Origin of the sequence: Kurthia senegalensis (genome assembly GCF_000285595.1) — a bacterium.
GTDB classification, from domain to species: Bacteria; Bacillota; Bacilli; order Bacillales_A; family Planococcaceae; genus Kurthia; species Kurthia senegalensis.
Window position 1 is genome coordinate 1 of sequence record NZ_HE611076.1, and the last position, 13,453, is coordinate 13,453.

At 33.4% G+C, this 13,453-nt stretch carries 18 protein-coding genes; 1 reads left to right on the plus strand and 17 read right to left on the minus strand.

Going from position 1 to position 13,453, the window contains the following annotated elements; translation table 11 throughout:
* The 7 genes from KSHG_RS17215 to KSHG_RS15340 form a co-directional block, all read right to left on the minus strand.
* A partial coding sequence (locus KSHG_RS17215) for a helicase-related protein (protein WP_010309268.1) occupies positions 1–694 on the minus strand: 694 nt, incomplete at its 3' end.
* Between the two features lie 50 nt (positions 695–744).
* Complete coding sequence (locus KSHG_RS15315; protein ID WP_010309271.1) at positions 745–2,259, minus strand: DEAD/DEAH box helicase family protein; 1,515 nt, start codon at positions 2,257–2,259, stop codon at positions 745–747.
* 120 nt (positions 2,260–2,379) lie between these two features.
* Positions 2,380–2,880, minus strand: a complete 501-nt coding sequence (locus tag KSHG_RS15320) for a helix-turn-helix domain-containing protein (RefSeq protein WP_010309276.1) — start codon at positions 2,878–2,880, stop codon at positions 2,380–2,382.
* Positions 2,881–3,994: 1,114 nt separating this feature from the next.
* Positions 3,995–4,534, minus strand: coding sequence for a hypothetical protein (locus KSHG_RS15325; RefSeq protein WP_010309279.1), 540 nt, complete (start codon positions 4,532–4,534; stop codon positions 3,995–3,997).
* Between the two features lie 200 nt (positions 4,535–4,734).
* Complete coding sequence (locus KSHG_RS15330) at positions 4,735–4,959, minus strand: hypothetical protein (protein ID WP_010309283.1); 225 nt, start codon at positions 4,957–4,959, stop codon at positions 4,735–4,737.
* Positions 4,960–5,034: 75 nt separating this feature from the next.
* Complete coding sequence (locus KSHG_RS18440) at positions 5,035–5,202, minus strand: hypothetical protein (RefSeq protein ID WP_154646914.1); 168 nt, start codon at positions 5,200–5,202, stop codon at positions 5,035–5,037.
* A gap of 74 nt (positions 5,203–5,276) precedes the next feature.
* Positions 5,277–5,525 (minus strand): hypothetical protein, encoded by a 249-nt coding sequence (locus KSHG_RS15340; RefSeq protein WP_010309288.1) that lies wholly within the window; start codon positions 5,523–5,525, stop codon positions 5,277–5,279.
* A 167-nt stretch (positions 5,526–5,692) separates the two neighbouring features.
* On the opposite strand from KSHG_RS15340, the gene KSHG_RS15345 reads away from it, so the two are divergent.
* Positions 5,693–5,920, plus strand: a complete 228-nt coding sequence (locus tag KSHG_RS15345) for a hypothetical protein (protein WP_010309292.1) — start codon at positions 5,693–5,695, stop codon at positions 5,918–5,920.
* 160 nt (positions 5,921–6,080) lie between these two features.
* Here the strand turns inward: KSHG_RS15345 and KSHG_RS17220 are convergent, their stop codons facing one another.
* The 10 genes from KSHG_RS17220 to KSHG_RS15390 all read right to left on the minus strand — a co-directional run.
* Positions 6,081–6,407 (minus strand): phage head closure protein, encoded by a 327-nt coding sequence (locus KSHG_RS17220; protein WP_010309297.1) that lies wholly within the window; start codon positions 6,405–6,407, stop codon positions 6,081–6,083.
* A complete protein-coding gene (locus tag KSHG_RS15355; protein ID WP_010309300.1) occupies positions 6,379–6,687 on the minus strand; it encodes a head-tail connector protein in 309 nt (102 codons plus the stop codon). Before KSHG_RS15355 ends, KSHG_RS17220 begins: the two co-directional genes overlap by 29 nt.
* 59 nt (positions 6,688–6,746) lie before the next feature.
* Positions 6,747–8,234 carry a phage major capsid protein gene (locus KSHG_RS15360; protein ID WP_010309302.1) on the minus strand — a complete coding sequence of 496 codons (1,488 nt, stop codon included), beginning with the start codon at positions 8,232–8,234 and terminating at the stop codon, positions 6,747–6,749.
* Positions 8,231–9,346, minus strand: coding sequence for a phage portal protein (locus KSHG_RS17225; protein WP_010309306.1), 1,116 nt, complete (start codon positions 9,344–9,346; stop codon positions 8,231–8,233). Before KSHG_RS17225 ends, KSHG_RS15360 begins: the two co-directional genes overlap by 4 nt.
* 49 nt (positions 9,347–9,395) lie before the next feature.
* Complete coding sequence (locus KSHG_RS17230; protein ID WP_210432985.1) at positions 9,396–10,892, minus strand: terminase large subunit; 1,497 nt, start codon at positions 10,890–10,892, stop codon at positions 9,396–9,398.
* Positions 10,893–10,927: 35 nt separating this feature from the next.
* Positions 10,928–11,107: a hypothetical protein gene (locus KSHG_RS18610; protein ID WP_210432986.1), complete on the minus strand. Its 180-nt coding sequence runs from the start codon at positions 11,105–11,107 to the stop codon at positions 10,928–10,930.
* Entirely contained in the window at positions 11,104–11,544 is a 441-nt protein-coding gene (locus tag KSHG_RS15375) for a phage terminase small subunit P27 family (protein WP_010309310.1), read from the minus strand. The genes KSHG_RS18610 and KSHG_RS15375 overlap by 4 nt, the downstream gene beginning before the upstream one ends.
* Positions 11,545–11,851: 307 nt before the next feature.
* Positions 11,852–12,238 (minus strand): HNH endonuclease signature motif containing protein, encoded by a 387-nt coding sequence (locus KSHG_RS15380; protein WP_010309315.1) that lies wholly within the window; start codon positions 12,236–12,238, stop codon positions 11,852–11,854.
* Between the two features lie 8 nt (positions 12,239–12,246).
* Positions 12,247–12,450: a YozE family protein gene (locus KSHG_RS15385; RefSeq protein WP_010309320.1), complete on the minus strand. Its 204-nt coding sequence runs from the start codon at positions 12,448–12,450 to the stop codon at positions 12,247–12,249.
* 206 nt (positions 12,451–12,656) lie between these two features.
* A partial coding sequence (locus KSHG_RS15390; protein WP_010309323.1) for a hypothetical protein occupies positions 12,657–13,453 on the minus strand: 797 nt, incomplete at its 5' end.

Sequence of the window (13,453 nt, forward strand, 5' to 3'; positions counted from 1 at the left end):
GTAGATTCAATGGATTGTAATAGGCTTTGTAATTGTCATCTAACTTTATACCGTATCGTCTTTCTAAAATGCCCATACGCATTAGTTTAAAGCTGTCTTTTCCTTCAAATTCAGTATTTAAAAGTTGGACTGCATTTGTAGCTAATTTATGCTCGTAATTGTATGCGTTTTCGATATTATATAAATAATCACTTTTACGTTTAGGTGTTAGCATATACACGATAAACGATTGATAAGTATTTCTGAAACGGTTAGCACATTGACGTGTCTGTGCTACATCAAACAGCGATGAATGGCGACTTGCTACTAAAATACATTCATAATTGTTGTTTTCATTATTAATGTTGATGCCATCAGATAAAACGGAAGTAGTTAGTATTACTTTTACTTCATTTGGGAATCGTGATTCATTTACTAATGATAAGTAAGCTGGATTGTCCTTTTTTCCGTCACTCGTTACTGCTGCTGTATTAATACCAATATCATCTAATAGGCTTTTTATATGCTCTATCATGCCTTTATTTTGAATGAATACCAGCAACCTTTTTCCGTTATTTACTTTTCGTCTAATCAGTTCAAATAACATAGGTTGCTCGTCATCTTGACAACTATATGTAATCGCTCCCCAAACCTGGCAAGGTGCATTTTCATATTGTGTACTTACGTGTACTTCATAATCAAATGAATCTCTCAATATATCTTCTGGTGTACCACTTAAAGCAATGAATGACTTTGTATATTTGACTAAAGAACTAAGACTTTCAATAGCTTTTTTCTATATCCATAAGCTGTTGTAAATTGATGATATTCATCTACAATCAAACTGAATGAAGAAAATGGTTGTATCTTTTCAAGCATGCTATATACTGCTTCTGCCATATCATAGGTACACACAACAACTCTTTTTCCCTCATAACTGTAATCTGATAGTTTATGATAAATTGAATCATTAAAAGTATCTGATAGATCTACCCTTAAAAATATCTTTCCATCTTCTTCTGTGAGTACTGTTTTCAAACTAGATTTAGTATTTTCAGTTTCACCACGTACAGACAATATATTTTGATCATTTGCAACCTGATCACATATTGCGATGGTCGGTACTGCAAAAATGAAATAATGTGTACGTTCTTCTTTTCTCAACGTTTCAGCTAACTCTTTAGCAGCAGTAATAAAAGAATGAGTTTTCCCACTGCCTGTAGGGCTTTTAACAAGTATATTTTTTTCTTCCATTAGTAATAATTTAGCGTAATCTGATGGGATATATTTTTCAAATCTCACTCGTTTTACATCTAATTTATTAACTGTGTCACCTATCGCATGATAGTACTTATAATCCGCTAAAAACCCAGCGTCATTAGATGCCTTTATGAAAGATCCAATTGTAATATTGTTAGCTTTTAAATTGTTCCAAAAAACACTCTCATCATTGCCGCCACATAAAATTGTAAAGATTTCAAATCCTTCTATATCGTCAATATAACCCTCTTGAATATAAGATTTAAGTGAATATCCTAATTTCAACCATTCATTAATATCTTCCACATAACCAATTTTTTCAGCACGAATTTTTAATTCTTCAAATGAATAAATTTTATACTCGTTATCAATAATTCTCTCGAATTTTTTGGCACGATCTTTCATTTGTTCTTTTGATTTACGTTCAATAAGTTCTGTTGCTCTACTAACTGAATAAGTAGCGTTTAAATTAGAAATAATATAGCCCTTTGTAGATGTTCTCATTCGTTGTAGAGGGCTATTGACTTGTCTATCTACTTTTACACCAATTGCTTCTAATTCGTCTGCTAGAACACTAAAAATAGCTTTATATATAGATTCTTCTCTTACATAATCATCTAAAACAAATACAAGTCTGTACCGATTGCCTTTTATTCCATGTGATGATGTAAAAAACAAACCAGCACATACTTCAGATAATTGATTCAATACCTGTTCTGGATCTGTCTGCATATCATCGTCATCAACGTCCATAAACATCAATTTAGAACTGATAAAACGATAATTTGTACCTTCATCGTTCGGCTCAATATGTGAAGGAATAATACAACTACCTTCAGAACATAATTCGAATATTTCTTGTAATGTATATAAATTTGAACGTCCTTTTTTCTTGAACCAGCTTGTAATGAAACCTAAATTAAAACTATCTTTTGTTGGGAATTTTTCGGGGTGTAATGCAATATGATATTTCTTTGTGATCGGCTTAATTTCTTCTGTTGAAATCGCTTGTTGTACCAATATTATTCCTCGCTTTCTAGTTGCGAGCATAAGGCGGTATGAAGTATAATATAGCTATCAAATTAAATAGCTTCACACCTTACAGACACGTTACCAGCGTGTCTTTTTTTATGCCCTCATTTATTTATATTTATCTGCGATGCTTCCTTCATTCTTCATCAACATTTTGGCTTCTTCATCACGCTTTAATCTTTCTCTTAGCATTTCATTGAATTGCCCAATCTTGATAAACTCCTCTACTTCATTAATCAACGAATGATAAGCTGTAAAGTCTGATGATTCATAATAAGCACGACGTTTCTCATATGATTCTTGTGAATAATCGTCAACGCTAATACCTAGAGTATCTAATGACTTCACCAACATATGTGCAAAACGGTGAAGCATACCTAATGAAGATTCATAGCTACTTTCATTCGTTACTAAAAGTTGCCCTATTGCCTGGGCTTGTACTTCTAAGTAATCTTCATAAGCCCTTTCATTCTGAAGTCGCTTCACTTCTTCAACTGGTATGTCATAACTCTTACTTTCCTTTGTTGCTTTCAATTTTCCTTGTCTAATCCATCTACGAATGTTTTCGGGGTGTTCTTTAAGTAAAGCTGCTACTTCTTCTACTTTCATAGTAATACCTCCTAGTTAAATTCTATACTTCTAATATACACATTTTTTTATAAAATTTCAAACTTACACAATTATGTGTATATAAGAGTAAAATCCCCCTGCTAAATATAAAATAAAATACTTCTACCGTTAGAGCATAATCTCTCCTTAAAACCCATCTTTCAAGCATTTCACTTGAACTTTGTTTTATTCTTTTTACTCTTTTTGTTCTTGATTCTTTTAAGCACTTTTGCTAGGTTGGTGAACGCTTTAAGCAATGTAGGAAACAAAGTAATCCCGTTGCACTCATTTTTTGTAAACAAATACAACGAGAATACTTTGGAAAGCCTATTTTACTAGGTATGGAGCCACGTTTGAAGTTTCTGTGAGGTTTCCTAAAGTCGTATTGTATGGTGTTTCATACACCTTTAAACTATCGTGCATTAATCGCTGACAAATGCCATGCACGTATATGCTGTTTAAACGTCCTTTCGTTCTCTACTCGTAACGCCAACATATCAATTTAAATCCCTGTCCGTAGACAAGCGATCCCACCCTATGATGCTTCTTTTAGTAGTTATATCTCCTACAAGGCTTCAACACATAGTAATTCCTATAACGTTCTTCTCACGCTAATACGACAAATACGCTAACGAGAAGCAACGACCATACTGATACACGACATCGGCTATGGCACACCACATGAATTTTAATTTCCTTACGGTGGTTCATGTTTTATACCTTTCTATCCCTCGATAGTCACGTATATACACCGTCCAAACAAAAAAAGACACTTCTTTATAGCCCTCGCGTTTCGTAGCGTCAAAGGTTATAAATAAGCGTCTTTACAGTTCGGTTTGTTAAAAATATTAACAAATTAAACAAAGGTACTTGAAAGTCTGGATACTTCCATGTAAAATATGCTTATTAAAACCTTTTTGCCGGGAAGCTCAAGGTTGAAGAAGTCTAGCTGAGAATTTAATGAGTGTTGACGCACTCGCTAAATTCGATGAAGCTAGGCTTTTTTTCGTTCGATTAAATTGTTATCCAAAATTATATACTTTAAATGGAATTGATACAAGACTTTTTCAAACAAAAAATAGCCTACCTACTATGGTATGGCTTTTTTTATTTTTTATTTTTTATATTTTTGCATGGTTTCAATCAACGCTACTTCTACCAATTGGCTCAATTTGATTCCACTGCGTTCTGCAAACATTGAAGCATCTTCGGCTATTTCCGTACTAATATAAAACGTTTTATTAGCACGTGTACGCCCTCTTAATTGCCCAACTGATTCATTTATATTTTGAGGTTCAACATGACCGCCTAAACGCTCGTTAGCTATCTCCCGTAATACATTAAGTTGACTAGGGCTGATACCTAATACATTCAATAAACTAATAGCATTAGGTTCAAGGGGGGCAACTTCTTTTTCTAATGGATCTGAAATGATAATAACGTCATCTACATTAGTTTCCATTAGTTTTTCATTAGTAGCCCCCGCCCTCCATGAATGAGTAGTCTTATCGTATGTAAATCCTTTATTTTTCAAGACTTTAGCGACTGTTTTCTTTGCTGTAGGAATTTCTTTTTCTCGCAACTTCGAAACAATTTCATTAACCGAATCCCCAGCCTGTGCCCATTCAATTATTAGAGAATCACGCTCATTCATTTACATTCACTCTCCATTCAAAAATACATTAGTTCAACTAAAACTAATGTACATTAGTTTTACATTATAAGCTAGTTCCGATAATACCCCGTTACCGGAAAATGCTACGTTATTCGAGCGTATTATTTGGCGTAAAATTGAATAATGAATAATAAAAAAACGACTGCTAAAATAGCAGCCGAATTAAGTATTTTAAACTTTTATTTTTTGTAGAAAGAACTGATTATTTCTAAGTTTTTACGATTGTTTTCATCTTGTTCTGCAGCAGTTAAAGTTTGAACTGTAAGTTCGATGCTAGATGATTTAATTTCTTTTACTAATCCATCATATTCTATTTCTAATATGCCTGTTTCACCTTTTAAACGAATATCTATAACACCATCTACCCCAGTTTTTACTATTTGAATTTCTCCATCAATATCCAAATAGCGTACTTTTTTTCTTTTTCCATGTCATTCACCTCCTTTCAATAAAAAAGCCCACTAAGTGAGCTGGATTGATTATTTAGCAGCGTACAGTTTTTCTAACAAGTTCTCACAAGAAATAGAATATGTTTCAAAACCTTCTAATTTACTAAATTCTTCTTTAGCTGTTTCCATTGCTACTAACAATAGATCTACCTCGTTTTTATTCAGTTCAACTTCTTTAGTTTCTGTCGCAATAATCATTGTTAAATCCCCTTTATATTTAATTTATTATATCTTTTGAAAACAATTATTTATGTCACTTTTTTGCTCAACTATTAAATATTTATCACTAAAATAATTGCTGCTAATAAAAGCACTGGCATAACTATATAGAACCCTATCGACATAAGAACATCTGATACAGTTAAAGGACTTTCATCATCAATGTAAAACCAATCATGATGCCAAACTTTAATGTCTTTTTTCAGTTTTTCTTGTGTTAATTCCTTTTGACGTGTGACTGTTGCAATTAATTGTTTTCCTTCTACTCGGTTACGTTGTACCATCGGTCTAGCTTTATACATACCCTTTACACCTCACACTTTTTAGTTTTAAAATTCACTAATTCGTGAATAACTTACGTTTATTATATATTTATAAACTTAAAAGTGTCAATAGTTTTTGAAACTAATTCGTGAATATTGTATAATTATGTTATGCTAATATTGATTTGGAAGGAGGTTTTTCATTAATGAGTGTATCTAAACAAATAAGAATGATGCTTGTAGAAAAAGACTGGAAAGTTAGTGATCTAGCCGAAGCTATGAGTACAGAAGAAAAGAAAGTAAGCAATCAAAACATTCACAACAAATTAAAACGTGATAATTTTACTGAAAAAGATATTGAAGAATTTGCAGCTGCATTAAATGCTGACGTTAAGGTGATCTTCACAATGAAAGACACGCAAAAAGAATTTTAAACACAAAAAAGCCCCGTCCTTTAGAACCAAAAAGGATAGGGCTTTTTATATGGTAGGAGGGTCAAAATAAATTGACATATAATTGCAAGAAAATCACTCTTGCAACTTCTATTATAAACACTTTTTAGTTAATTTTCAACGTTTTTTATTTATTTTGTAACTAATTAGTTTGTTTTGCGGTTATTAAAGTGAAATCCTTTTCAGATTCTGCTGGATTGATTCCGACTATATTGTATAAGTTGTCTTTAAATTCTACTTGCATCGTATTATCAATTTCACTTGTATGTTCATAGCGAATATAGAAGTTGATTGTATTTTCTAGTCCTGTTGTCGTTTCTCTTTGAATATCATAGACCGTTTTATTTTTGAAATAACACCAGCAAGTTAGAAATACTTCTACATCTTCCCCAGGATCAGGCCCACTTGAAGGAACAACTTTTAAAAAAGATACACGTTCATTAAACTTCATCGCTGTTAGTTTTTGCATAGTATTCACCTCTCAATTGTTGAATAAGCGATACAACCGCATTAGAAACGTATTCTACGCTCTCTGTACGGTTTACATACCAATATTGAACCAATAAGCTAACTGCTAATGAAAAGGCTTCATATAGGCTTAAATCGTCTTTTGTAGCGTCTACATCTACCGCATTTTTAACATAGGTTTGTGCTGCTGAAATATATCCCTCAATCATTGCATTATCATAGCTATGATCTATTCTTAATGATAATTTGATTGCTTCTAAATCCATTAAATTATTTTCCATACTTTCACCTCGTTTAAAAAAATAAGGCTCACCGAATGGCAAGCCTGTTATTTGTATTATTAGCCAGCTGGTGTTGCTGTAATTTCAATGTATCGTGCAGCGTCTGCATCAATTTTTTGATAGTCATTGCGTACAATAACCGCTAAACCTTGTGAGTAGTAATCAAATTGTTCCCAGTGCGTTTCTACTTGATTTCTACGTGCTACAAATACTGATTGTTCAATGTCACCCATAATCATCGGTAATGTGCCATCTGTAGTTGCTGTGAACAGTTTGTTTGAAAGTACTACAATTGGATTGCCGAATAACGAGAAACCACTAGGTGCTGTTACATCTGATTGTAATAAATAGCGTCCTTCGTTATCTTTCACTGTATCTAAGTATTGGAATGTATCTTGATTGACGATAACCATTTTATTTAAAGCTGGATCTAAGTCTACATTATTTACTTTTTTCAGTTGGTCGAATGTATTAGTAGCTGTTACGTCTACTTTCGTGAAACCTTTTAAAAGGTTGATAATGTGTTGATTATCTGTGTTATCAACTAATTTATTTAATTGTGCTTTTACTTCTGCTACTACATCTACTGCTGCATCTTCTACCACTTCATTTGAAAGTGCAATTTTGCCGGCACGTGTAGCTACTGCGTATTGTACTTGTGTGAACATATCCGCATCTACATCTGCAATTTGTGCTAATTCTTCTTTAGTTGCTAGTACTGCTGTTTGATTTGTAGCTACTGGGTATTTGCCTTGACCATTTGAAACGGGTTTTACTGTCGCATATTGTGCTAAATTGTATTCCGCACGTTTTAGGTCGAATACTTCGCCAATTACTTCCGAAGGAACTACTACGCCAGCACTGTTAGTTGCTGTTGTTAAACCGTCACGTACTTCACCTTTTGCACGAATATAATCCTCGAATGAACGTACCTCTGTATTTTGTTTGTTTAATTGATTAATTTTCATATTATTTTCCTCTTTTCCTTCAATAAATTTTGTATATGATCGTGTACTCACTTGTACGTTTGTTTGGTCGTATGCTGGTACGGTTACAATGCTAATTTCATGCAATGCTTTCATATTCTCGATTGAACGTGTCACTGTACCTTCTTCGTTTTCTTCAAATGAATCTAAACCGACTTCAAAGCCGAAACTCATTGAATCCACGATACCAGCTTTAATATTTTTATAGACATCTTTTGCATAGCTTGTATCTGTTAAAGTAGCTTCAAATTTCAATCCTACTTCATCGACTTCTAGCTTTAATGTGCCAGCTTTTACACTTGCTAACGGTTTTGAGTAGTCGTGACCATTCAATAAGATCACATTTGATAGATCTACTTCTTTTAATGCTTCTGCTGTAATCACTTCAACGAATCCGCCTAAATCTTTTGACGGTTCATCGAATTTCAGTGCATAGCCTTTAATCGTTTTTGTGCTATCATCATCTTTAGCGTTTTCTGTTTCAGAATCCAACTCTTTCGCTGTGGTAGGTGCTTCGAGTTCTGCTGATTCAGTTAAACGCTTTTCTTTTTCTTCATTCACACTATTTCCTCACTTTCTTTAGTAGGACTGTGAAATGTATCGTCCTCATTTTTTTCTTTTAACCCTAGTTTCTTCCGCATTTCCTCAACGGACATAACGCCCATTCTAACGGCTTTTAAATCATTTTCGTATACTTGTTGAGGTTCTGAAATAAGCCATTCAGTACTGAATTTAAGACGTTTAGGGCTATTTAATTTGAAGTTGATTTCACTTTCAATGGCTTTTAAAAAGTGCGTAAGTGTATTCCGTAAATACATCACATTCGATTGAATTGTATTACTATGATTTGCTTCGACACCTAAACGATCTGTAGAAAGTCCAAATACCTTAGCGATTTGTTTAGTATTCCAATCGTTGTTATTTACTAACTTCAAAATATCTGTATTAATTTGAACTGGTGTATAGTCCATTTCTTCATCTAAAATGACGGTTCGCATCGTATTCGCATCACCTGCGTTAGCTTCTTCAAACTTTTGTCGAATCGCTTCTTTCGCTTTTTTATCAAGGTTAGATTTACGAATTTTTAAGATGCCACTACCATTCACACCACGCTTGAAAAATCCAGCTAGTAACTTATTTCCTCGCTCCTGTAGCTTCAATTCATCATGCAATGCGTATAAAGGACTCACACCTGTTAAACCGTCCGTACTGAAGTATTTGAAGTGCAATACGTTTAAAGCGTCTAAAATTGACTTTTCGCCATCTTCTGAATGAATATAATGTACTTTTCCATCGTCCGATTGTTCGATAGTTACTTTACTGTTTAATAAAGGGTGTAATGCGATAGGCTCGCCCTTTTCGTCACGTTCGATTAAGGAGAAAGCATTGCCATTCAATAGCATATTAGCAACCTGAGAAAACTTATAATGCCAGGCACTCATGTACTCATTCGGATTGTTATTAATTAGCTTCGTTAAATTTGTTTCTTTGTTTTCCGCTAGTAAATCACTAGATGCAATATCACTAGAAATGATTTTTACTGCTGCAAAAACATCACTATTTCTCATTGCTTTGATAGAACTGTATTGCATAGTGTCATCGTCTGAAACCATTGAAACTAATACATCTAAAAATGCGTCCTGTGTGCCTTGTCGGGCTTGATTATTGAACATACTTTTAAAATTCCGATTTTCTTCACCTCCCTTCAAAGAGTTTTAATAGTTAAAAACTGAAATCACTTGAAGCGTAATATTCGTTATCTGCTTGCATTGCTTCTGTATCTTCAAAATGGAACATAGCTTCTGTATATGCGTTCATGAGTGCTGCTATTGGATCTATCTTGTTAGCATTACGTTCCTTACTAATCATGACACCGTTATTTTGTTCTTTTAAAATGGCATTATTGACCGCATGGGTTAGTAAAAAGTTACCATTATGAACAATTTGCCCATCATATAAACGCTCTCGGAATGTACGAGTAGGTGTATTCAATGTATATGTGCCTTGCCTTACTTCGATTAGCGGTAAATGAGCCTTTTCTAGCTTCGTAATTAGTGTATTAGCGTTCCATTTGTCGTAACATACCGCCATTACTTCAAGTTCATTTTCTTCAATGAAACTCATTAACCATTGAAAAACGTCCTCATAATCAATGATTCCACTCTCTAATTTCGTGATAGAACATTCATTTTTCTTTTCAAGTTCGATGTAATTTACGCCATCTGATTTGATTTTATTAGCAAGTCCGTATTTCGTTCCTACCCACGAACGACTATCACAATAAATTTTTCTACCGTCTGTTGGTATAAGCCAACTAACGCTTGTTAAATCATCTGTTTTTGAAAGATCTATGCCGATATAAATTTGTTTACCTTTGATATTTATTGGATCTACTTCAGCACGTTCCCAATCTTCTGCAGCTATATAACTGCTTTCACTCGCTTGCGTCCACATATTGAACGATTTTGTTAGAACAGCTGTTAAAGTGCCTTGTTGTTGTGCTGTGATAACGTCCTCTTTAATTGCTGGTAACATTGTTTGTTTAATGCCATCATGCTCAAAAATTGGACAAGCCTTTATCCATTGGTCGCTGTTTTCGGGTAAAGATTCTTCTTTGTTATCTAATTCATAAATTGCTATGAAAGTACTTTCTGCTGTTGCCTTTTCAGCTAAAACATCTGAATAAAATTGATAATCTTGATACATTGGAACATTCAAGTCATATCCAGCTGTTGAAACAATTGCGAGTAAAGCGTTTGGTTCGGCTTTCTGTCCACTTTTTAGGGTATTCAAGACATCACGACTTTTAGCAAGTGCATATTCATCGACTATTACTGTCGTACCGCTATATCCATCTAAAGTTGAAAGGTCACTTGATAATGCCATTGCAAAACTATTAGAAGGTTTATGTGTGATTTGTTGCTTGCCAATAACCAATTGTTTTTTCATGAAATTACTCATTCGAGAAACTTTAGAAAGCCCATTAGATAGCATGTTATAGCCTAATTTCGCTTGTTTAATTGCATTAGCTACAAATAGTATTTGTCGTCCTTCTGCTGGTTTAGTTTCAGCAATTAAAGATATTGCTCCTATACTTGAAGCAAGCCATGTTTTACCTTGTTTACGGGCTGTTGAAATGAAAGCCTGTTTATATCGTCTATTGCCTGTAGCTTTTTCTTTCCAGCCATACAATTCAGATATGATCCACCGTTGAAACATAAGTGTTTCTATCTTTGAACCGTCTGTACTGGGAATCAATTCAATGAATTTAATAGCCTTTGTTGCAGCTGCTTCATCAAAATAGTACGGATATGAATCATCGTTTTCACATTCAAGACCGAATAAAAACGTTTAGCTGCTAATTTAATTTTGTTGCATGAAATGATTTCGCCATTTAAAACTGCATCACAATACTGCTTTGCATAATTCGTCATTGTTGCATCAATTCCTCAAATGGATCTACTTCTTTAGTAGGTTTATTCAATTCAACTTTCAAGCGTCCATCTAGCGTCATAGCAAGCGATTGAGAACATAACCTCATGTCTTTAATAGCTTGTGACTGTACACGTACCGCTGGATTGCTTTTACCATCTTCAAGAATCAAACCTCGTTCATTTAAATCTGATTGAGCATCGTACATAATTTTTACTGCTAAACAGTATGCTACTAGCATTTGATAGTCGTTTTCCGACCATGGCATTTCTTGTTTTACTGTTGAAATAATTCGTTCCCATTCGATTAATGCAACACCTGTTAAAACAGCTGGAGGACTTTCCGACATTTCTTGATAATCAAACAGTCGCTCATTTGCAATTTGACGTTGTTCTTTTTGTTCTCTTGAATAATGTGAGTTTGATTCACCTATTTTCAAAGTTTTCACCACCTAATATGATTATATGTTCATATATTCACTTAATACGTTTATTATACACTATAATAATGAAATAGTCACTAATTAGTGATTATAAATCATAAAAAGTGAATGAAAAGTTTTTCAAATGGCATTTATATACGAAAATCCTTCTCCTCCGGTCTTCATTTGCTTTTATATAGCCCCCTTATTGGATTCATTTGAGGCACTTTAGAACGGTTTCAAATACTTTTCCGATAACTTAATCCATATAAATAGAAAACGCCTTAAAAAGCCTGTAAATAGCTTTAAAAGACGTTTGAGTTATTTATGTTTTTCTTTTTATTCGTTCTGCTGCTGTTTTTCGATTGTGGCAAGTATGACATAAACTCATTAAATTTGATTCATCGTATAAAAGGTGCTGTTCATCTGCTAATAGATCTTTACGTTCTTTAATGTGATCCACTACATTAGCAACTGAAACAATGCCTATTTCTTTACATACTTCACAAACTGGATGTTTATAGCGATAATTTCGGCTCGTTCGTTGCCATTGCTTTGATTTATAGAACTTTAAGGCTTCTGAATCCTTTTCTTTTCGTTCTGAATACGTTTCTTGCTTGCGTGTAGACGTTTGAGCGTGTTCTTTACAGTATTGTTGCCTATAGTCGATTAAAGTACGACAAAGAGGTGCATTACATCGTTTAGATGGCATTGTATTGCCTACAATGATTTGAATTCATTGAATGTACGCTCAAATACACTCATGAATGAATCACAAGCACATTGTTCAATGGATAAATAGTAATTTAATTCTTCATAGTCGTTCGTTTGTGGAAATTCTAAATCCTCCATAATATCTCTTGCGATGTCCCCAGCTGGTGAATCATCATTCTGAAATTGTGAAATATATTCTTTGTATGTCATTGTTTTTCTCCTTTTATGAGTGACTTTTATTAAATGTTTTATTATAAAAATTATGCTTTTTTTACACGTTTTTTTCATGTTAAAAATCAGTCGTTTTTTGTATAGAAAAGTGCCTTAAACCCTTGATAATACTGATTTTATAGATGACGTTTATTGGCTATTTTATTTATGTTATATATATATATAATACGTCAATAAACGTCATTTTATAACTTAGTCATTTTAACGATAACTTTTGCAATATCTCCACCAACTAATAAGGCGTATTGTTTAATAGATTTGGCTACTTCAATTACATCTAAATCAAAATGATAAGCTAAAGTTTCTACTGTCGATTCTCTTAAAATATAACCTCTGGCATCTTTAGTTCTCACATTCTCTAAATAGAAATAGTTTTCGGCTATTGATTTAACATCTAATTTTTTGCCTACTCTTGTCTTTTTAGTTACTTCTTTCAACATATCTTCAAACTCAATTCTCGTAGCGTAACGTTCATTCAAATGCTTGCATAATTCTAAATATACTTTTCGTGTCGGTGAATTACGCTTAATAGATTTGTAATAACAGCCATTTACATATCCTTCAATTTGATTTCTGAATTTATGTGAATCTGCCCTTCTTGTAACATTTTTCACTATTGCTAAGCACGTTTGATAGTCGGTAAACCCTACAATGCCATTTAAACAGCTATAATGTTCGCTAGTAACTGCTTTACGAAACACTTTTAACAATTCGTCGTTTTCATCTTTAAACGCTTCATAAACAGCTTTAGTAAAGTGTTTTCCGATTTGTTTACGTTTTTCTTGATTAGTTAATTTAGCTGCTTCTTTTAAATCTGCAAGTTCGTCAGCAATTTCAGATAGATCTACACCTTCATTTTCGAGTGCTTCAGAAATATTAATGGTTTCTGATGGATTGCTACCCATTAGATTATGAAGGGCTTTAATATACGAATTTCTATAGGTTTGATAGAAGAACGCTTTTTCTCGTACAACGTTATAAC